The organism is Ignavibacteriales bacterium (assembly GCA_026390575.1).
In the GTDB taxonomy this organism is placed as follows: Bacteria; Bacteroidota; Ignavibacteria; order UBA10030; family UBA10030; genus Fen-1298.
Window position 1 is genome coordinate 283,081 of record JAPLFR010000015.1, and the last position, 20,212, is coordinate 303,292.

17 protein-coding genes are annotated in these 20,212 nt (G+C 43.8%); 6 read left to right on the forward strand and 11 right to left on the reverse strand.

All coding sequences use genetic code 11. The features are described 5' to 3' along the window. Positions 1-98 precede the first annotated feature (98 nt). The 11 genes from NTX44_12510 to NTX44_12560 form a co-directional block, all read right to left on the reverse strand. On the reverse strand, positions 99-821 hold the full coding sequence (locus tag NTX44_12510; protein ID MCX6122423.1) for a type II CAAX endopeptidase family protein: 723 nt from the start codon (positions 819-821) through the stop codon (positions 99-101). After that, entirely contained in the window at positions 818-1,837 is a 1,020-nt protein-coding gene (locus tag NTX44_12515; GenBank protein ID MCX6122424.1) for an NAD-dependent epimerase/dehydratase family protein, read from the reverse strand. The genes NTX44_12510 and NTX44_12515 overlap by 4 nt, the downstream gene beginning before the upstream one ends. Before the next feature lie 113 nt (positions 1,838-1,950). Continuing rightward, complete coding sequence (locus NTX44_12520; protein ID MCX6122425.1) at positions 1,951-2,904, reverse strand: alpha/beta hydrolase; 954 nt, start codon at positions 2,902-2,904, stop codon at positions 1,951-1,953. A 17-nt stretch (positions 2,905-2,921) separates the two neighbouring features. Further along, positions 2,922-3,821, reverse strand: coding sequence for a hypothetical protein (locus NTX44_12525; protein ID MCX6122426.1), 900 nt, complete (start codon positions 3,819-3,821; stop codon positions 2,922-2,924). 88 nt (positions 3,822-3,909) lie between these two features. Then, on the reverse strand, positions 3,910-4,392 hold the full coding sequence (locus tag NTX44_12530) for a GNAT family N-acetyltransferase (protein MCX6122427.1): 483 nt from the start codon (positions 4,390-4,392) through the stop codon (positions 3,910-3,912). Between the two features lie 273 nt (positions 4,393-4,665). Further along, the gene (locus tag NTX44_12535) at positions 4,666-5,100 is read right to left on the reverse strand and encodes a hypothetical protein (GenBank protein MCX6122428.1); all 435 of its coding nucleotides are present in this window, start codon (positions 5,098-5,100) and stop codon (positions 4,666-4,668) included. Between the two features lie 320 nt (positions 5,101-5,420). Next, positions 5,421-5,816, reverse strand: a complete 396-nt coding sequence (locus tag NTX44_12540) for a hypothetical protein (GenBank protein MCX6122429.1) — start codon at positions 5,814-5,816, stop codon at positions 5,421-5,423. 164 nt (positions 5,817-5,980) lie between these two features. Then, the gene (locus NTX44_12545) at positions 5,981-7,468 is read right to left on the reverse strand and encodes an SUMF1/EgtB/PvdO family nonheme iron enzyme (protein ID MCX6122430.1); all 1,488 of its coding nucleotides are present in this window, start codon (positions 7,466-7,468) and stop codon (positions 5,981-5,983) included. A 369-nt stretch (positions 7,469-7,837) separates the two neighbouring features. After that, a complete protein-coding gene (locus tag NTX44_12550; protein MCX6122431.1) occupies positions 7,838-9,085 on the reverse strand; it encodes a hypothetical protein in 1,248 nt (415 codons plus the stop codon). A 240-nt stretch (positions 9,086-9,325) separates the two neighbouring features. Further along, positions 9,326-10,714 carry a hypothetical protein gene (locus NTX44_12555; GenBank protein ID MCX6122432.1) on the reverse strand — a complete coding sequence of 463 codons (1,389 nt, stop codon included), beginning with the start codon at positions 10,712-10,714 and terminating at the stop codon, positions 9,326-9,328. A 57-nt stretch (positions 10,715-10,771) separates the two neighbouring features. Then, the gene (locus NTX44_12560; protein MCX6122433.1) at positions 10,772-12,166 is read right to left on the reverse strand and encodes an Ig-like domain-containing protein; all 1,395 of its coding nucleotides are present in this window, start codon (positions 12,164-12,166) and stop codon (positions 10,772-10,774) included. A 563-nt stretch (positions 12,167-12,729) separates the two neighbouring features. On the opposite strand from NTX44_12560, the gene NTX44_12565 reads away from it, so the two are divergent. The 6 genes from NTX44_12565 (at position 12,730) to NTX44_12590 (ending at position 20,212) form a co-directional block, all read left to right on the forward strand. Beyond that, complete coding sequence (locus NTX44_12565) at positions 12,730-13,677, forward strand: ATP-binding cassette domain-containing protein (GenBank protein ID MCX6122434.1); 948 nt, start codon at positions 12,730-12,732, stop codon at positions 13,675-13,677. 146 nt (positions 13,678-13,823) lie between these two features. After that, positions 13,824-14,573: an ABC transporter permease gene (locus NTX44_12570; GenBank protein ID MCX6122435.1), complete on the forward strand. Its 750-nt coding sequence runs from the start codon at positions 13,824-13,826 to the stop codon at positions 14,571-14,573. A 105-nt stretch (positions 14,574-14,678) separates the two neighbouring features. Then, positions 14,679-16,241, forward strand: coding sequence for a GldG family protein (locus NTX44_12575; GenBank protein ID MCX6122436.1), 1,563 nt, complete (start codon positions 14,679-14,681; stop codon positions 16,239-16,241). Between the two features lie 35 nt (positions 16,242-16,276). After that, positions 16,277-17,167: a DUF4340 domain-containing protein gene (locus tag NTX44_12580; protein MCX6122437.1), complete on the forward strand. Its 891-nt coding sequence runs from the start codon at positions 16,277-16,279 to the stop codon at positions 17,165-17,167. A 215-nt stretch (positions 17,168-17,382) separates the two neighbouring features. Further along, positions 17,383-19,377, forward strand: a complete 1,995-nt coding sequence (locus NTX44_12585) for a peptidylprolyl isomerase (protein MCX6122438.1) — start codon at positions 17,383-17,385, stop codon at positions 19,375-19,377. Continuing rightward, positions 19,364-20,212 carry a peptidyl-prolyl cis-trans isomerase gene (locus tag NTX44_12590; protein ID MCX6122439.1) on the forward strand — a complete coding sequence of 283 codons (849 nt, stop codon included), beginning with the start codon at positions 19,364-19,366 and terminating at the stop codon, positions 20,210-20,212. The genes NTX44_12585 and NTX44_12590 overlap by 14 nt, the downstream gene beginning before the upstream one ends.

Genomic DNA, 20,212 nt, shown 5'->3' on the forward strand with positions numbered 1-20,212 from the left:
CTTTCTAATCTTAGGATACCTTCCGAAGGGCTGGAAGCCTAAAAATGATGTACGCAAAGCGTACATCAAATTCTAGAGAAAACCTTCGGAAGGTTTTCTTAGCCAAAGCATATAAAATAATCCAGCGAGATTCCGAGTATCCAGTGTGTTGCGATTGAAGGCCAGATTGATTTTGATCGATAGACCATAATTCCCCATACAAGTCCGCCAAGGATAGAACTGTAAATCTCGCTATCCGGTTTGCCGATATGGACTATGCACGAGAGCGCTACCTGCACAAGGATTGCACCCCAAACGCCGAAGCGGTCGGTTAATCCGAATTGCATAAATCCGCGGAAAAATAGTTCCCAGCCGAAGTAAAAAATGAGATAGGCAACGGCATGGATTGCAAACATCGGCATCGACTCACCGGCGCCTTTGTACAAAGGATACTCTGCAATGTACTGTGGATCCTTTGCTGAAGGATAGGACAGCGCTACCATCACGGCTCCGATAACCAGCGCTACAGGAATCCAGAATTTCCAATCTCCAATTTGTAATCCATAATCAGCGAGAGGCTCCTTAAAAACAAACTTGATGACGGCGATTGCAATGACGCCGAGCAGAACAAAGGCGGAAAGATAATTGTACCACTCCGCTGTCATGGCAGCGCTATTGAAAATGAGAAGTTTGTCGCTGAGATGAGCCAGGTAAAATGATTTAGAACCGTAGTATTTCCACGTTGTAAGAACGAGCGGTGCAAGGAGAAGTATGATTGCCGGTTTCTTGTTCTCTTTGGAAAAAAATGCAGGGAGCGAAAAAAAATTCTCGAGACTCTTCATGATTTATTCTTCCGAAGTTCACGTTGCTGTAAAATCCATTCGTACGTCAATCGTACGCCTTCCCTCAGCGGAGTAAACGTGTATCCAAGTTCACGTTCGGCTTTGGTACACGAGAATGCCCAATCCTGTAGAAATGTTTCCACCCAGCCGGTAGTGATTTGCGGGTAGATGCCGAATTTTTCTGCTGCGAATTTCTGGATACCACCGTACGCAAGTCCTACTTTAGGTGGAAGATTGATCTGGAAATGTTTCCTGCCGCTTACTTCATCCACCAGTTCGTAGAAATGTTTCAGGGATGCATTTTCGCCGCCGATAATATACCGCTCGCCAATGCGCCCTTTTTCCATTGCAAGGATATGTCCACGTACGAGATCATCTACTAAAACATAATTCCCAATATTAACGCCGCGGTTGAGAAGAATTGGCACCAAACCGCGATCGTACTGATCAATCATTAAACTGACGGAATTTCCTTCCGTCAGTTTACCGGGGCCGTACACGCGTGTGGGATTTACCAAGACGACAGGAAATTCTTCAGTCGCCATTTTGATTGCTTCTTTTTCTGCGATCGCCTTTGTCTCTTCATATTCTGTGTAGTATTTCGATGTGATGCGAAGCATTGTTTCGTTGCCGATGATACCGGGCGTCGTAGGTCCAAAAGTAACGATGGTGGATGTCCACACCACCCGCTGAATGCCGGCTTGCCTGGCGGCGTCGAATACATTTTGCATACCGAGGACGTTATGGTCATGGAATATTTTTGGATCTCGCGCCCAGTTCTTGGCATATGCCGCAAGGTGAAAAACGTGCGTGCAGCCACTCATCCCTGCAATAAGAGAATCACGATCCATAATATCGCCTTGGACCAGCTTAATATTTTCATTATGAAGTCCTTCGCGATTACTTTTGGCGCGTGTCAATGCATGAACCGAGTGCCCCTGACGGACCAGTTCGTTGACAAGCTTTGTGCCGATAAAACCGGTCGCGCCGGTCACAAAAAAAGTTGTTGGCTTCATTTGTTCTTTCTTTGAAGCGGCAGGATTACCGCCATAGTTATATTTAGACTGTGATTAAGGTAGAAAAAAATGGTGCGAGAGACAACGAAGAACTCTGAAATCTCATACAGACATTATTTTTTCTCTGATATGAATCCCATCTCGTTCAGCCACATTTCGCAAAGTTTTGTCCACAGTTCTGTTGAACCAAGATTATCGCGAAGTCCGATGGTATGTGCCCCCAGTGGAAATTCATGAAAACTCACCGATACATTACTGTCGAGAAGCGCTTGATAGAAAAGCAAGCTATTGCGAACAGAAACCGCTGGATCATTCAATGCATGCACAATAAAGCTTGGAGGTGTTGTAGAAGTTACCTGCAAATGTGCAGAGTACTTTTCAATAAGAGTTTTTGACGGATGAGTGCCAAGAAGGTTATCCCTGGTTCCACTATGGGCGTATTTTCCTAAATCAATTACCGGAGAAATCAAAATGAGAAAGTTCGGCCGGAAAGACACATTATCAAGTGAATCTCCAATGGAAGATACATTTTCCATCTGCGTTCCAAGTGTTGCAGCCAATTGGCCGCCGGCTGATGTACCGAATATTCCTATTTTGTCTGGAAGGATTCGCCAGTGAATTGCATGAGCGCGAATAAAACGCATTGCACGTTGTGCATCCTGCAACGGAACAATGTACCTATTCTGAAGATTGGGTGCGTTGGGAAGGCGGTATTTCAGAACAAATGCGATCACCCCGAAAGTATTAAACCATTTCGCAATCTGGAATCCGGCTGCATGAATTGATAAATGGTCGTATCCACCGCCGGGACAAATAACAACTGCGGCTCCCTTATTTTCTTGCACGGAAGGGAAGAATGCCCACATACCCGGTGTTCCTACTTTGTAAATCCGATCATTGGCAATACTATCTTCAACGATCGTACCTTTGGAGTTAGGCATTAAACCTTTCGGCCACAGTGGAATGAATTCTTGTGCAGAAGCTGGAATGAGAATAATAATTGTTACAAGAAAATAATACGATATATATTGAATAGCCGTTACTTGAGAGCATAGCATTCTTGGCATTCTGCATTTCCTCTCATTTATTTCTTTCTGTAGTTAAATCGCAATACGGTGGGTTTTTTGCTTTGCCCCTCATTTGATATGAGCATGTCCCCGTTTTCAAGAAATGTAATTCCTTCTGCTTTATTAAACAGTGCTGGATTCAATTGTTCAATATGTTCAAGGTCACCATGCATGCTGAAAATAGAAAGAAGGTAATCGGAAGCGGAAAGCAGGAAAAGTTTATTCGTCAATGGATGTATACAGACTGCGGAAATTTTAAATTTCATTACCGGTTCTGTTGTTTGTCCTTTTTTCTTTGTCCGTGCTGGGAGATGAATGTTATTCTCACGTGCAAATTCTTTAATTTCCTGAAGGTCAAAGACGAAGACAGGTTTCTTGGAGAGCGTTTTTGATTGTAAATCAAAAGCATATATTGCTCGTTTTTTTTTGTAGGCATGGCCTTTTACAATTTTACCCTTACACGCAATGAGCAGTCTGTTATTATGTTGGTCGTAGCAGAGTCCTTCATTATTGCTTGATGGAATGCCTGTTGCATACGTGGTCACATGAAAATCGTTTGATTCATATTCTGAAATTTCAAATAAGGTGCCGTCACTTCTGAGAACATATATTGTCTTGTGAACCCGTGCTATCCCTTCATAGTCACCGTCACCGTTGAAAGTGTATTGCCTTTTAATTTTATTTATTATGATGTCATAAATAAAGAGAATTCCATTATCGTCTTGAATGCAAGCAACAGAGGTGGAATCAATAGAAGTGAGTCCTGATATTTCACGCAAAATATCTGGGAGCACAAGGGAAACGTCGGGAGAAGTTAGATTGTACCCTGTTATTATTTTGTCATTTGTAACGGTTGATCCACTATACAAGAGAGTAAATAGAAAAATGATCGGCATATGTGATATGGCATTTAACATAATTCAATTGTTTTTCAAATTACCGCGATCTATCTAAAAGCGCAAGCGGTATAACGGGTGGAGGTTAACTTACCGCAAGATACATACATCATAATTTCTTTTCCAGTTCGATTTCATCACGCAAGGGAATGCCGTCTTTGCCAATTATTGGAATTTGTGGTTTAAGTTGACGGGATCTTTCAATCGCATTGCGATGCACTGCTACAAGAACATATCCTCTCCGTTGATAAAATCGCAAAGCATGCAGATTATCATTTGTTGTAATAAGCCAAATTCGATTACTTTCTTTCTCTTTTGCAACTTCTTCAACAGATTTCAAAAGGGCTGATCCTATACCACGACCTTCAGCAAGACTGTCAAGCGACACCACTTCACATGCTCCTTCCTCGAATCTATACGTGAGAAGGCCCGCAGGAACATTTCTATCAATGGCAATAAAACCAGACAATTCGTTCGCAGCATGAAGGACGCCTCGAGAAACAATTGTAGGTGATCCCCATCGATCAGTGAGAATGCGATTAATCCACGATTTATCAGTATCATTAATATGTCGGATACTAATCGAGTTCATGAGAAATTTATACGCGGTGCACCTTATGGCGGCTACGTCCGTTCCGATATTACATATCGGGATTCGATCGCGATCACGCATGGCGGGATCGGGCTTCGGCGCTGATAAGTTTCAATATGCACCCAGCGAAGCGAGTTCACACTGGTTCTTTCAATTTTGTAATGACCTATGCTCGCCATGCTTAACGTTCCAACGCTCATCCGGTCAGCTTGTTGAACGTTTTGTGTGAAACCCCCTCTTTTTGCGGGGAGCCTCTGGCGCATACCAAATATATTACATTGGTCTCATCGAAAACCGAATGCGTAATCCTCCGTCAGAACTCGAAGGACAGCCACCTTTGTTCGTCGTATAGAATGGATTACATATTATCGTTGTGTCGAAATAACCGCGCGTTGAAACAGTAAATGAATATTTGTGTACCTCTGTGCCAAATGAGAATGGTGGACTGCAAATCAACATACTATCTAGTTGAATAACATTAGTACTAATCGGAGTAAGCAATTGGGGATTTGTTTTTGTGCTGTCGAGGAAGATATTGGAAATCGCAACAGCCGGAATTAAACTACCTGTGACTGAATTGGTAATTGACTCGACGTGCAATATTGCCTCTTTATAGATGTGAACGCATGGCCCAACGGTTCCTCCGTCGTCCAATGTCTTACAGCCAAATTGAATGAGGATCTGAAAAAGAATTACTATGGTCGTCAACTTGTGCATTCAGTTAATGTGGCTATTCTTGTGCGCCCGCCTAACGGACCGGCGCTAAGTCCGTCCCGATATTACATATCGGGACGCGATCGCGATCCCGCTTGGCGGTATCGGACTGCCGCGTTGATAACTTTCGTAATGCAACCAACGAAATGAGTTCATGCTGAAAAAGAAATTATTAAGAACGAAACCTATGCGAGCCATGTGCCGCTTTACGGCATCCCGTACAGCGGGACTTAACGTATCCAGCCTGCCCGCCATGCTTCACCTTTTGGCGGGCTGGCAACCGTCAGCTTGATCCTGGTTAGGCGTTGCAGTTGTTAATGGCTCGAATGCCAACTTGTAATTCCCCAAACGCCATCTTTGTTCTTCATTAACGCAAAAGTATGAAACCGCACATCGTTTGCCACGGTAGTAGTTTTTAGAGCCATCACAGCTGTATTTGCCTCAGCAGAGACAACTAATTTGAAAAAAAAGAAGTGACAGCCTTCATAGGTTTTCTGCAAGTCAACTTTACTCGGTGTAGTTTCTGAAAAAAGGCTATCAGAGACAATCATTAATACTTGATTGTCAGATTTTCCTTCGAGAAAATTTTGAACTGTATTTTGCACTGTTAAAAATATCTCGTGATTGTTTTGAGGCGACTTCGTTTGGGAAATACTGGGAATTATCCAGAAGATAGATCCAATAAACAGAACTACGGTTCGACGAATCATTTTATCCTCCTTTTAATATTAACGAATCATTTGTCAGCAACGCCTAACGGACCGGCGGCTAAGTCCGTCCCGATAATACATATCGGGATTCGATCGCGATCACGCTTGGCAGGATCGGACTGCGGCGCTGAATAGATGTAAAAAATTTTGGATTACTGTAAATGTTATTTTTGTACACATCGAAAGCCAGTATCGGTGCTATACCGAACTGTTGGAGCGAAACCGCCGAAGTGTTGGCCCACTTCACAATAACTCTTATCAGCACTGTAACAACCACCTCGCACGATTCGCATCTCGATTTGTGATCCTGGTGTCGAAGGTCCTTTAGGATCAATCGCTCCACCTACTGGATATGTATTATCAACCAGCCAATCCCAGCACAGTTCATAAACATTACCGCTCATATCAAATAGACCGAGTTCATTTGCTTTTAATTGTCCAACAGGCTGAGTAGTGCCTAAAGAATTTAAGTTATACCAAGCCACTTCTCCGATAGTGTTACTGCCGCTGTAGGAATAATTATGAGAGTAGATTCCTCCTCGCGCGGCAAACTCCCATTCCGTTTCTGTCGGCAACCGATACCCGTTTGCGGTCCATTTTACCGCACTACTATTAATTGAAATTTCACCAGTGCGATACACAGTTGTCTGTGTGCTGTCCGTATAATAGACTGGTGTCAATCCTTCTTTTTCTGATCGGGCATTACACCACTTCACAACCTCATACCAGTTCACCTGAGTAACGGGATGATGTATTGTGCCGTTGTTTCCATTATTTCCTGCAGGAATATCAGTGTTCGTGTAGCCATGAGTTAATGCCCAATTTCTCACATCTGTCCATAACCCATATGTCACTTCGTATTTATCCATCTTGAAACTGCTAATAGTGATTGGAGTTGTCCGAGCAGTAAAAGTGCCGCCGGCTATCGATACATAGGAAAATGTCGCTGTTGTTGTGAACCGCCATATTGGACCGCTTGTTATTGCGCCTTTCTTATCTCTCGCTACTATTTTCCAATAATAGGTAGCATTTACTACCAAATCATTTTGAATGATATAGGTACTAGATTCTTGGGTTGCGACAATTGTTGTTGGCGGATTAACCGTTCCACGATAGACATCATATATTAATGTATCTCCGTCGGGATCGTTGCATGACCAACTAAGATTAATTGGGGAGGAAACTGAATTTGCATTATCTGTTGGAAACGGATTGGCAGGTACAGTAGGTGCATTGTTTGTGATAACCTTGATTTTTATGTTGACCACTGACGAAGAACCGCTTTGGCCATTCTGATCGGTTCCTTTTGCCATAACAGTATGTTCTCCGCTTAAGCCCGTTGTGTTCCAATCGTATTCATAAGGTGAAGAACGATCAACACCTGCAAATTGTCCATCAATATAAAACTCTACTTTTGTGATGCCTTTACTATCTGTAGCATCAACAATAATTTTATAGACAGTATCAGCTTTTATCTCTGATCCATTCGCAGGTGATACAACGGCAACAACTGGATTTTCTGTCTCCGTCGGCTGAGTTGAATTATCCTTGCATGAGACAAACACAAAAAGTATGAAGAACGGGAGGTACACTTTGAACATAGTCATCGTTAATTCTCTCATGTATATGGAAGTATGTTGAATGAGTTTCATAGGATTTCTCCTTAATAGAGACGATGAATATTTGCCGCTTTATTGAACTGTTTATAACAAACAATCAAACCAATAACGCACAATGTTTCGATAATGCTTATCTTCCTCTCAGAGTTCAGGATATGCGATGATGGGGTTGATTGAACTAGTCTTTTGCCTTCAATATGCACGAATTGTTAATAACGTGCGAAACTATTTTCCTTAGTATTGCCTTTTTAGAGATGTAGTGGTTCTGTTGTAACTCCCGTGCTCCCGAAATCAACCACTCGATATAAATTTACAGTAGACCATCGACTTTGTCAAGGAATAATAGATCGCCATTGAGCGCCATCACAATTTGCTGCTTGTTCCTGGTTATTTATTTTTCTGCTATTTCCGCGGAGTTCCTTTCATCTCATGTAATACATACGCGAACACACCAAACGCGCGCACTGCTTCTGATTGCGCGTGTACCGTCCCAACTTCATTCACCTTGTAACCATCTTCACCGCCACTCGGATTCCATCCGTTTCTGATGCCGTCGTCTATCGGGCGATGGAGCGTGATCAATGCATTGCCGTGATGGTTTGTCCATACGTGTTCCAGCATCTTTTCAATTTTGTACGGAATATCGGGAAGACGGTCCGGAGCAATTTGATACGCATCTAATATGAAATGAACGAAAGCGCCGTTTCCATCCATCCGCAGTTGATAAAAATCCTGCGAATCGACCCAGCCGTTCGCCGGATCCATAATGCGATGTGCTGTTGCTGCGGCGATCTCTTTATATTTTTTATCGCCGGTCATCCGGAACATTGCCGCCCCGATTGAGCACATGCCTGCACCTTCCCAAGGAAACTGCCTGCCGAATGCTGCCTTTCCTTCGTCCCCTTTCCATATTCCATGACCGCGATAAAATTTTTTCTCCACTCCCGGGTACTTCGCATCGCCGTTCCATACCAGCATAGCATCCGTAAAAAATTGCCGCTCGTGTGTTGCTTCAAAGAGCCAGCATGCCACGGCCGCCATTTGGTTCATATTGCTGTTTGTGAATATTCTAAAATTGCCTTGTGCGCCGGGAGTATAATTATACCAGCTCCAAAAGCCCTCGTGATTGGAAAGCCGTCCTTCGCGTTTCGCTTCTAAATATCTTTTTTTTGCATCATCCACCCATTGAATATTCTTCCTCCCGGACATATCCCACCAGTACATTTCTGCTAAACAGACCCAAGCACGGTCGTCCACCCATGTTCCATTCTTCATATCGAGAAGCCGGTATGTGTCGGTGTAGAGCGCCAGCAGATTTTGATCGCCGGTCGCAGCATAAAGATGGGCATCTCCGATAGCACCGTACGCTCCTTCCCATTCCGCATTATACACTTGATGGAAGAGGATGTCAATCGCATAGGCGCGCTGTATTGTACGATGAAGGAGATCGGGAGTACGAGATCCTTGCGGTGGTGCGTGTTGAACAATGGACGGAGATTCATTCTTCGTTCCGAAGAATTTATCTCTCGTAAGAAGATAAACCGCTGCGAGTAATGCGAACAGACCAAGTGCGGTAATTATAAAATACTTTATGCGGGGTATTGTTTTCTTCGGTGGAGTTGCTTGATATCGTTTCTGTTTATTTGGCATCTACAATGGCGAAGTATTTAATCAAATGTAGATAAAAGCCATCTGAGACACAAAGAAAAAGCTCTTAAGAGAAGGCAGGAGCCGATGAGTAGAAAACCAATGAGCCACCTTTGTCATTCCCGAATGTTTCAATCGGGAATCTAACTTTTTAATAATAATCTATGTAAGAATAGCCAATCACTGAAAATTTGCTGATGTCAATCCAAGCGTTTCGAGAATATCGCAGCAATCGTTATCCAATCAAAAATGATAATTCAGAGAGACAACACCAAAAATATTTTGCTGTATTCCGCTCAACAGATATATCCCTTTTCCCAGGATTTGCTCTGCCAAATATCCGTTGAGTACAAATTGGTTGATGACGATGCCAACTCCGAGAGAAACTGCTTGTTTCGATGATGAAAGTCCAAACGATGGCACAAATCCCGGTTCCACGGTAATGTTGGATTCGATGGACGGCAGGGGGGAAGGTGGTTCTATTCGTGTTCGTTGCATGGAAATCCGTTTAAAGAAACCTGCACGTATCAATAACCACTTTGCAGCCGCAAATTCAACTCCGGCATTGATCTTGGGAAGGTCAAACCATGATCGCGTATACCTTGTTGTTTGGTGAATTATTCCATTGTAGCTTGCTACATCATTCTTGAGAGTAATATATTGAATACTTAACCCCATCACCGCCAGTCCGTTTTCCCATCGAGATTGAAGCCCTGCCCCGAGTTCACATTCCCATTTTGAATAACTATTCGGCAGCGGCAGCAAATAATTAGACTGCGGCTTGCTGGTTACTTCCGGCTCATAGAAAAAATATTCTGTCCGGGCTATTGGAACAATCGAGAGTCTCGGTGAAATCTTATAGAATACTCTTCCGACGAGAGACAATTCATATCCTGTCGCAGAAAACGAAGATTCCACAACCGGAGCATTTGTGTTATTATCTGAATAGTCGGAGGAAGCACTGTTCAATCGAAAACATCCGGCAAGATCGAGTGTAGTAGTTTCGTTGAGAGGATAGAGTACACCGGCTTTGATTCCGTACTGGCTGAGAGCGGCAGAACATTTTCTCCCCTGAGAAACAGTTCCTGTTCCATCGTCATCTCTGCTCCAGCTGGATTCATAGAGAGCGATCCCGATTGACGCATGACCAAGTGTAAACCCGGCGATGAGCTGGAGCGGCGTTAACGGTTCACTGGAAGATTGAACAAGAATATTTTGCAAGTATGAATCGAGGGCAGATTTCATGTAGTCACACGCAGAATAGTATCCGCCGGTTTGATATCCATAGGAGTTCTCCGAAAACATAGGACCCTCGCGTTTTCCAACAGTCAGTCCCAATGTGACGTTTTCAAGTGCAAAACTCACTCCATAAAATTGGTTGGTCGATGAAAAACCGGAGCCGCTGGCGAATCCCGTACCCAACTCAACAGAAACAAGATTGGAGTATTGCTCGATATATGCTGGATTGATATACAAATCCGTATAATCGTTAAGAAAGTAATTTGCGGGACCACCGCCTAACGCGAGGGTTCTTGCATACCCTCCTTGAATCGCCACAGTCGTGTCACTTGCTTGAGATACAGGATAGTATAATAAGCATGCCACACATACCACCGCCAATTTATATATCATATATTTTCTCTTTCTGCCGCCGAATATCGTGATGTACGTAGAGACAGGTATTCATAGTTATGGTCGTGTGACAAATGAAAACACATACGGTTTTTTCAATGGTACATCGTACATATCCCGGACATTTGTTGAAACAGTGACAGTGTACTTTGTATTACTCGCCATTCCTGATGAAGGCGTAAATATTATCGTTTGAGGATAATCGTACGAGGAGTATGGGTTGTAATATGAAAAACTCCCCGCTACTGGTGGAGATATCTGGATTGCGGATTGTGACTGTACTGACGCTAGCTTTACATAACTATTGAAGGTTATACTAATTGTCTGAGTTGGTGATACAAAGAGCTGCGCATTCTGCGGACTGACATTGGTTATTGCAAAGGCAGCGGTCCGGAACCACATGTCGTAATCTTTTCCTAACGCAATACCGTCCTTGTCAAGTGCATTGCCGCCGATATGCACGGATATAGTTGTATCTGTCAGGAATGGCCCGCCGGGATAGATCAGGAGAACATTCTCTTCCGGCCAGAGGAATAATTTATTCATATTCGGAGAGACAATGGTTGCAGATTCGGTTGATGTTGGTTCCATTCTTCGAGGGAAGGTAATTCGGATACCCGAATTGGAGAGAGGATCTACTTCCTCGTCACCATACATAGGCGTTGATTGAATCCCATAAATCGTTGTATAAGATTGAACAGTTCTAAAATTAAATGTTAAGGGGAATCGTACATGATTGCCCGCGGTATCTTTTGCCGCGGTTGACAGGGTAACCGAGTAATTTGTGTCGGCGAAGCAATCCTTTTTTGCGATCACATATGTAAACGAGGACACCTTGCTGTAGGTAGTAATCGTAGCCCCTTTCTCAGAGCGAACGCCCGATGCATTGTCCGCATACATAGTCGTATACGGCGCCCAAGTATACTGACCCCAAACGAAAACACCATCCGTTGCCGGTAACGTTGAAAACGCCTGTTCAACACTTGCCCGATCCATAGGCTGGGTAAAGGTAATGGAAATCGAGATGCGGCCATAGCGCCAGTCATAGACAATCTCGTCTTTATCATTCGGGTAATAGGTTGAGACCAATTCCGGCACTTTTGAAAGATCGACATCCCCCAGATACATGATCGCACCACCCGTGATAACAACATTCTGACGCTCGTAAATCCGGTATTGGTCTGTGCGGATCGTGAGTGTGTAATTTCCGGCGCGAAGATCACGGAACGTAAAAGATCCATCCACAGGATTGATTGCTATCGAATCCACCGGGCTGAGCTGGGAAACAATCGCCATAGCACTGCTCTCCTTTTGCAGAACACGGCCGAGCAAATCACCATGGAGTAAATCATTGTGATAGATTTTTTCGCTATCGTAGTTATACTCAACAATTTTATCCTGGCATCCAAATGAACATACGATAACTGCAAGGTAAACGAAGAGCCGTTTCATGGCTTTCTCTCCTTTGTTGATCGTGAATTTGATTTCTGCGGGAAATTTTCTGACGGTATTGTACTCAATCCTATACCGAAGGTCAACTTCTCTCGTCAAAGAATTATTCCTACGTATATAAAACGATTAATGAACCTTCTACACCTATTACGGCGTTCATAATTCAAATTCAACAAGTAAAAAGAGCCCGCTGCTGCTTCCTTCTGTAAATACAAAGCAAGACACCTGTAATAAAATCGGGCTAAATACGGCATTGGTATGATAACAGTAATAGACGTAACAGAGTATGCACGATTTATTAAAGGATTTCGCGAAGCGAAAGTACGATAAAGTGAATTTTGCATCGAGTCAGCCAATAAAAAAAAATGCTAAAAATCTGTTCTCAATGTTGGAACATTGGGAACCCATGCTGCGTCTACCATCATTCGTGCATTTGACTTCTCTGCAATGGTTCATGCGGAAGTCCGTTACGAATTTGTAAATCAGTGCTTGGAAATGTGGTTCATTTTTCATAAAATTGTTCCGCTCTGAAAGGCGAACATTCACTAACTTGTAAGAAACCTATGGCTATTGCAGTTCGAAATTTGACAAAACTCTACGGCACCGAAAAAGCGGTGAACGATATTTCGTTCGATGTGAAAACAGGCGAAATTCTTGGCTTTCTTGGTCCCAATGGTGCCGGCAAAACCACGACGATGAAAATCATCACCTGTTACATGCCGCCTACATCCGGTAAGGTTGAAGTGGAAGGTTTGGATATCGCCGAACATTCGTTTGACGTGCGGAAAAAAATCGGGTACCTGCCTGAGATGAATCCACTCTACTTTGATATGAATGTTGTGGAATATTTAGACTACTCCGCACGCCTGCATGGATTGAAAGATGCTCTGTTGAGAAGCCGGTTGAAGGAAATGATCGATGTGTGCGGCATTGCCGATGTGAGGCACAAAGACATCGGCGAGTTGTCGAAAGGATTTCGCCAGCGTGTGGGACTTGCGCAGGCGATGATTCACGATCCCGAGGTGCTCATTCTTGATGAGCCGACCAGCGGTCTTGACCCGAATCAAATTGTGGAGATACGTAATCTTATCCGCCAGCTTGGCCGCGCAAAAACAGTTGTGCTTTCCACGCATATACTTTCAGAAGTACAGGCAACCTGCGACCGCGTCATCATCATTAATGAAGGAACAATCGTTGCCGATGGGACGCTGGAGCAATTGCAGCAAGATTTCCGCGGCTCCGAAAAGATTTCATTGGAATTAAAAGCCAACACGACAAATGCAATGACGGCGATGTATCCAAAGTTCAAAGAAATCTTGCATGTAGAGTCGGTAGAGTATGTCGGGCAGGAAGGCGATGTGCACAAGTTCTCCATTCTCACAGAAAAAGGATTTGACATTCGCGAACAAATTTTCAGGCGTGCAGTATCTGAAGGATGGGTATTGATGGAAATGTCGCGTAAGGCGACGAGTCTGGAAGAAGTCTTCCATAAACTAACGACTTCAGAGTAGTTGAGTATAAAGTATCTGAGGTGTCAGGAGTGGAGCAAGCAGCCGGCAATATACAGCGAAGAGTGATCAGTGACTAATGAAGAGTGAAAAAATTATCAGCGAAATTAGTAATCTGCGTTCAATCTGTGTAATCTGGGAAATCATTTATGAAATTTGACATCAAAGAATTACCAACGCATCTCGGCAAGCTTTCCAATGTGGGAACAATCTTTAAAAAAGAATTGCGTTCCTATTTCAACTCGGCAGTAGCATATGTCGTCATTGTCGTGTTCCTCGCCATTGTCGGCTGGATGTACACGAGCAGCATGTTTCTTATCAACGTGGCATCGCTCCGCATGATGTTTGAATTGATCCCGCTTGTATTTCTGTTTGTGGTTCCTGCGGTAACCATGCGCCTCCTGGCGGAGGAAAAAAAGGCTGGCACCATCGAATTGCTGACAACCAAACCGCTGCACGATTGGGAAATAGTTGCAGGTAAGTTTCTTGCTGCATGGGCGCTCATCGGTTTTGCACTTCTCCCTACGCTCATCTATTATATCACGGTCGTCTTTCTCGGCGACATCGACAACGGCCCTGTTATTGGCGGCTACCTTGGCTTACTATTTATGGCGGGTGTCTATGTGGCGATCGGTCTGCTGGCTTCGAGTTTAACGGAGAATCAAATAGTTGCGTTCATTGTCGGTCTGCTGCTGATGTTTGTATTCTATATGATGGATAAGGTGCTCATTTTCGTACCGGATTTTATGACAAGCGTGGTCGAATATCTTGGTATTGATTTTCACTTTTCCAATATTGCACGCGGCGTCATCGACTCGCGGGATATTGTGTACTTCGGCTCCGTGCTCGGCTTCACGCTCTATCTTTCAGTGATCTCTCTAGAACGAAGAAAGTGGTGAAGGGAATGTTCTATCGTGTAATGTTCGATGGTCGATGTGAGAAATATGTATTTCCAGAATTATTGACTTTTTCATTTTGAATTTATCCATTTTGCATTGATGACTATGAATACAAAAAAAGCTCAAACTATGTTCCGGGTGTTGTTGGTGTTAGGCATCCTCATTCTCTTGAATTTCATTTCTGTGCGGCTGTTCAGCCGGTTAGATCTCACGAAGGCAGGCGTTTATACGCTCTCGGATGCGAGCAAAAATCTTGTGCGCAATCTTGATGATCGTATTACAGTGAAAGCGTACTTCACAGAAGATTTGCCGTCTCCGTACAATAATAACAGGCGGCAAGTGCTCGACATTTTGAATGAGTACAAAGCATACGCCAAAGGCAATCTGCATTTTGAGTTCATCAATCCGGAAGGAGAGAAAAATGAACGCGAAGCGCAGCAAGCAGGTATTCCTCCGGTCGAAGTGCAGATCGTGAAGGAAGATAAATTTGAAGTGAAGCGCGCGTTCCTCGGTCTCGTTCTGATGTACGAAGACAAAAAGGAATTACTGCCGGTTGTGCAAAATCTTGGTTCGTTGGAATATGACATCAGCGCTGCCATCAAACGTCTGACGATGCAAGCGAAGAAGCGCATCGGCTATACTATCGGACATCAAGAACCGGAACTGAAGAGCATGCAAAAAGCAAATCAAGAGGTGAGCGCGCAATACGAAGTGGTCCCAGTTGACCTCAGTTCAAACACCGCAACGGTTCCCCAGGATTTAGCAGCACTGCTGGTTATTGCACCGCAGACAAAATTTTCAGACACAGCAAAATATCAAATCGATCAATATCTCATGCGCGGCGGTAAGGTCGCGTTCCTGCTGAACAAAGTGAATGCGTCGCTCCAGCAGCGTTACACGCAGCCGGTTGAGCTTGGGCTGGAAGATATGCTGGAGAATTACGGCATCCGTATCAACAGTGATTTAGTCCGTGATGCTCAGTGCGCCAATGTGACCGTGATGCAGCAGCAGGGACAGTTTCAGATGCAGAGTCAGATTCCATTCCCCTATCTGCCGAATGTAGCAAATGTGGATCGCTCAAATCCTATTGTCAAAGATTTGCAGGGATTGATTCTTTACTTTGTAAGTTCGCTCGACACAAGTTTGGCGGTGAACAAAGGATTGAAGGCGGAAGTGCTCTTGCGTTCCTCCAAACATAGCGGCAGACAAACAGGTTTCTTGATGATTGATCCGCTCCATCGTTATACACAGGATGAGTTGTCAGAATCAAATATTCCCATGGCAGCAGTCGTGAGCGGATCATTCAAGAGTTATTTCTCCGCGAAAGGCGGAGCGAGCAGCACCCTTGTTCCGCAAGCGACGAAGAGTCCGGAAACGCGTATCGTGGTAGTAGGTGATGGCGATTTCATGAGGGATGACTTCGCGAGCAGCCGCGGCAATCTGACGTTCTTTATCAACATCATAGATTATCTTGCAGATGATGCCGGCTTGATTACGATTCGTTCAAAGAATGTTGCACAGCCTCCCCTTGAGCAAATTTCAGATGGAACAAAAAAACTGTTGAAGTATGGCGACTTGCTTGTACCGCCATTACTCGTTATCGCGTATGGTTTATTGCGGTGGAGACGGCGTGTGGCACTGAAACGTTCCTTTGAAGCTCAGGTATAGACTTGAGATTTGAAAAGTGTAGAAGGTAGATTAAAATGAAAAAGAACATATATATTCTCGTCGGCCTATTCGTTTGCCTCTTCATCATCGCATATCTTGTTCTGCAAAAACCCGGAGAACGCAGCGCAGATTCAGCCAGCACGGGACTGCTGTTCACGGTTGATTCACTTTTGGTGGATAAAGTTGAAATTAAGACGTCAGCTTCTGCCCTTGTGCTGGAAAAGCGCGGTGCCGAGTGGTTTGTTGCTCAACCGATTAATTATAAAGCCGATCAAGCAAATATCGGCCAACTCATTCACCAGATAAAAAATCTTGAGGTGAAAAGTATTATTTCCAATAAACCGGAAAAGCAATCCGTATTTCAAGTTGATCAAACCGGAACGCAAGTGACACTGTACGAAAAAGGTATTGAGAAGGCGGCGTTCATTCTCGGTAAGATGGCTGCAAGTTATTCAGAATCGTACGCGCGCAAACTGAACTCTAACGATGTATTCCTCGTTGAAGGTGCATCGAGTTATATGTTCAATCGTCAGGTAAAAGATTGGCGCGATAAAACGATCTTGACAACACCGAAAGAAAACATTAAGGAAATACGGTACCAGTACGGTGACACGGCATTTACCATAACGTTGAGTGACAGTGCATGGTTTGCCGGAAAAGATAAGGCACAGCAGTCTGTGGTAGAAGGTATTGTCTCTTCGCTCTCCCATCTTCAAGCGGATGATTTTATTGACAGCACTGTGTCGCCAAAAGTGACGGCAATGATAGCGTATGCTGGAGTTCAACTTCGCTTCTCGTTCGACAAAGCATTAAACAAGTATTACATTCAATCTTCTAATTCACCGCAATGGTTCGTGTTGGAACAATGGAAAGCAAGCCAAATTTTAAAACGGAAGAAGGAAATTGTAGAATCAAATAAAAAGTAGAAAGTAACAAGGTATGAGGTAAAGGTACAGATGACAGAATACCCAGAGCGGACAGCGGAAGAGAATAAGCAGACCAAAATGAAAAAGCCCTTCGATAAGGAGGGCTTTCTGATTTTTGTTTCACCTGCACAATTCCTTGCTTGCGGAGGCATTTTTGATTACTTTTTTAATTAGCAACAGTTCCTATCATCTTAAAATCAAAGGTTACGAGAACTATGACGCATAAACTCATTTTCGGAATCAGCCTGATTCCTATTCTCTTGTTGTTTGGATGCGGGGCATCGAATCCAACAATTGCCACCATTGGCGATGAAAAACTCACACTGAACTACTTTGAAGATAACTATGCCAAAAACAACGGCGGCTGGGACACGAGCACTGTCTCAACGAAAGAAGACCGGGAACGGTTTCTTGACTTGCTTGTCAATTTCAAGCTAAAAGTAAAAGAAGCATATGCTCAGGGGCTTGAGAAAGATTCTGCTGTTATTAGTGAAATGGAAACCTATAACACTTCTGTGGCTCAGTCTTATATGATTGAGAAAGAAATTATAGACCAGGGTGTGCGGCGAATGTATGACAAGAAAAAAGATGAGGTGCGCGCCAGTCATATAATCTTTCGCCTTAAACCTAATGCAAAGCCTGATGACACACTAATGGCATATATACGCGCAAAGAATGTTATCGAACAAATCCCAACTGTCCCTTTTGATTCGCTTGCAATTCGATATTCGGAAGATCCAACCGTGAAAACCAATTACGGTGACGTAGGGTTCTTTTCCGGCGGCAAAATGGTGCCGGAGTTCGAAGATGCGTGTTATTCAATGATGCCTGGTGAGTATACTAAAACTCCGGTTCGAACACAGTACGGGTATCATGTCATTAAAGTAACGGGTCGCCAGCCGAACTCCGGTTCGGTGCGCATCACTCATCTCCTTGTGCGTTTTAATCAAGGGTTGACGGATACCGCCGCAGTACGTGATACCGTTTGGATGATCTACCGCAAACTTAAAAGCGGGGCAAGTTTTATAGATATGTTACACAAGTACAGCCAGGATCCGCGAAGCGTACCCAACCAGGGCGACATCGGTTTCTATGAACGCGGTCGGGTTCCGCAAAATGTTGCAGATGTATTTTTTAAGTTAAATGTCGATTCAATTTCCGAACCGATCCGTTTCAACTACGGGTATCACATTTTCAAATGTACAGAGAAAAAGGGATTACCATCGTTTGCGGATATGCAAAATGACTTGAAGGAACAGTACAAACAATTACGGTACCAATACGATTACGATAACTATGTGCGGAGATTGAAAGCGCAGTACCATGTGAGTATTGATTCTTCGGTCGCACGCAAACTAATTTCATCGTTGGATACAACCAAGCTATCCGGCAATGAAGGATGGAAAGATACACTTTCACTCGAAATTTTGAAAATGACACTTATCCACAGCACAGAACGTTCGTTCACGGTAAATGATTTTGCAGACAAGGTTCTCGCGACGAACGATTTCAAGAGCTATGTGTTAACGCCTGATAATATTTGGCTGCTCACGAATAAAATGCTTGATATTGTGGCGCTCGATGAACATGCACGGCATGCCGTGGACAAATATCCGTTGCTGGCAAATCTTCTTAAGGACTATAAAGAAGGAATTCTTCTCTATCGTATTGAACAAGACGAAGTATGGAAGAAAGTGATGGTGAATGATTCACTGCTGAAAGAATATTACAATGCGCATAAAGAAGAATATCGCTGGCCGGAACGTGTCAACTTTGCCGAAATATATACTGTATCGGATAGCTTAGCAAAGGCGGCATACTGGAAGGTGCAGTATGGTGAAAACTTTCTGGATGTCGCGCAAGAATACACAAATCGTACAGGGTATCAGGAGAAAAAAGGTGTGTGGGGCTTTCAGCCCTTTGCAGCAAACGATTTATCGCGTAAAGCCTCAACAATGGCCATGGACAGCGTGTCCGAACCATTTAGATATAAATCGGGCTGGTCAATTGTTAAAACGCTTGCCATAGACAGCGCGCATGTGAAGAGTTTTGAAGATGCAACACCGGAAGTTGCAAGCGGGTATCAAGAAGCAGCGTCCAAACAGCGCGAACAGGATTGGACCGTTGCTCTCAAGAAAAAGTTTCCGGTGACCATTAATAAAGAAGCATTGTCAGAAGCGTTTAAAAGGAAACGGGTTGAATCCCAATAAGTATCTTTTCACTGTTCTTCTTGCTCTCACGGCGATCGGTTGTTCCAAGAATGAACCGGATAAAACACCTGTCGCCAGCATCGACAAGCAAACGCTGGCCTTAGAAGAAATCCGTGCACATATTGATACAACGCGTGAGCCATCGCAAGCACAAATTCAGCAGTACATACAACGGTGGCTCACAGAAGAATCGCTGTATCGTGAGGCGATAGATCGCGGTCTCGATCGTACGGAGGAGATGAATCAAAAAGTAGAGGATGTGCGGAGACAATTGGCAATCAATGCACTCTTAGAGAAAGAAGTGTACTCCCAGCAGACATCGAATTTTACTATGCAGGATGTTCGTCAATATTATGACGCACATAGTAAAGAATTTAACGTTATGCACGACATGGCATTAGTCAGCTTTGCACTTTTTAAGAACCGAGATGCTGCAACACAATTTCGCAATCTTGTGCTGAAAGGAACGCAATGGAATTCTGCAATCAATCAACATGCGCAATCGGTCGTACTGCGTGTAGATTCATCGTACCGGACTGAAGCAACGCTGATACCGGCAGAGTTATGGCGCGTCGCATCAAAATCGACAAACCGCGAGCTTTCGTTTCCCATAAGCACTGATAATGGTTATTATATTATTGTTGTATGGAAATTTATCAAGCAAGGACAGACAGCAGATGTACCATTCGTAGAACAAGAAATCCGCGGACGGCTGACTGTAGAACGGCGGCGGCAGATGTATGATCAACTCGTTCAGAACCTTCGCTCAAAACATGCAATTCAAGTATTTATCAACTTGGCATCCGATTCAGGAAAGGCAAAAACAGAAGAATAG

Coding starts and splice junctions, on each gene's coding strand:
- NTX44_12540 (MCX6122429.1), bottom strand. CDS start 5,816: ATGATTCGTCGAACCGTAGTTCTGTTTATTGGATCTATCTTCTGGATA.
- NTX44_12515 (MCX6122424.1), bottom strand. CDS start 1,837: ATGAAGCCAACAACTTTTTTTGTGACCGGCGCGACCGGTTTTATCGGC.
- NTX44_12545 (MCX6122430.1), bottom strand. CDS start 7,468: ATGAAACTCATTCAACATACTTCCATATACATGAGAGAATTAACGATG.
- NTX44_12560 (MCX6122433.1), bottom strand. CDS start 12,166: ATGAAACGGCTCTTCGTTTACCTTGCAGTTATCGTATGTTCATTTGGA.
- NTX44_12520 (MCX6122425.1), bottom strand. CDS start 2,904: ATGCCAAGAATGCTATGCTCTCAAGTAACGGCTATTCAATATATATCG.
- NTX44_12525 (MCX6122426.1), bottom strand. CDS start 3,821: ATGTTAAATGCCATATCACATATGCCGATCATTTTTCTATTTACTCTC.
- NTX44_12510 (MCX6122423.1), bottom strand. CDS start 821: ATGAAGAGTCTCGAGAATTTTTTTTCGCTCCCTGCATTTTTTTCCAAA.
- NTX44_12570 (MCX6122435.1), top strand. CDS start 13,824: ATGAAATTTGACATCAAAGAATTACCAACGCATCTCGGCAAGCTTTCC.
- NTX44_12585 (MCX6122438.1), top strand. CDS start 17,383: ATGACGCATAAACTCATTTTCGGAATCAGCCTGATTCCTATTCTCTTG.
- NTX44_12575 (MCX6122436.1), top strand. CDS start 14,679: ATGAATACAAAAAAAGCTCAAACTATGTTCCGGGTGTTGTTGGTGTTA.
- NTX44_12530 (MCX6122427.1), bottom strand. CDS start 4,392: ATGAACTCGATTAGTATCCGACATATTAATGATACTGATAAATCGTGG.
- NTX44_12565 (MCX6122434.1), top strand. CDS start 12,730: ATGGCTATTGCAGTTCGAAATTTGACAAAACTCTACGGCACCGAAAAA.
- NTX44_12555 (MCX6122432.1), bottom strand. CDS start 10,714: ATGATATATAAATTGGCGGTGGTATGTGTGGCATGCTTATTATACTAT.
- NTX44_12550 (MCX6122431.1), bottom strand. CDS start 9,085: ATGCCAAATAAACAGAAACGATATCAAGCAACTCCACCGAAGAAAACA.
- NTX44_12580 (MCX6122437.1), top strand. CDS start 16,277: ATGAAAAAGAACATATATATTCTCGTCGGCCTATTCGTTTGCCTCTTC.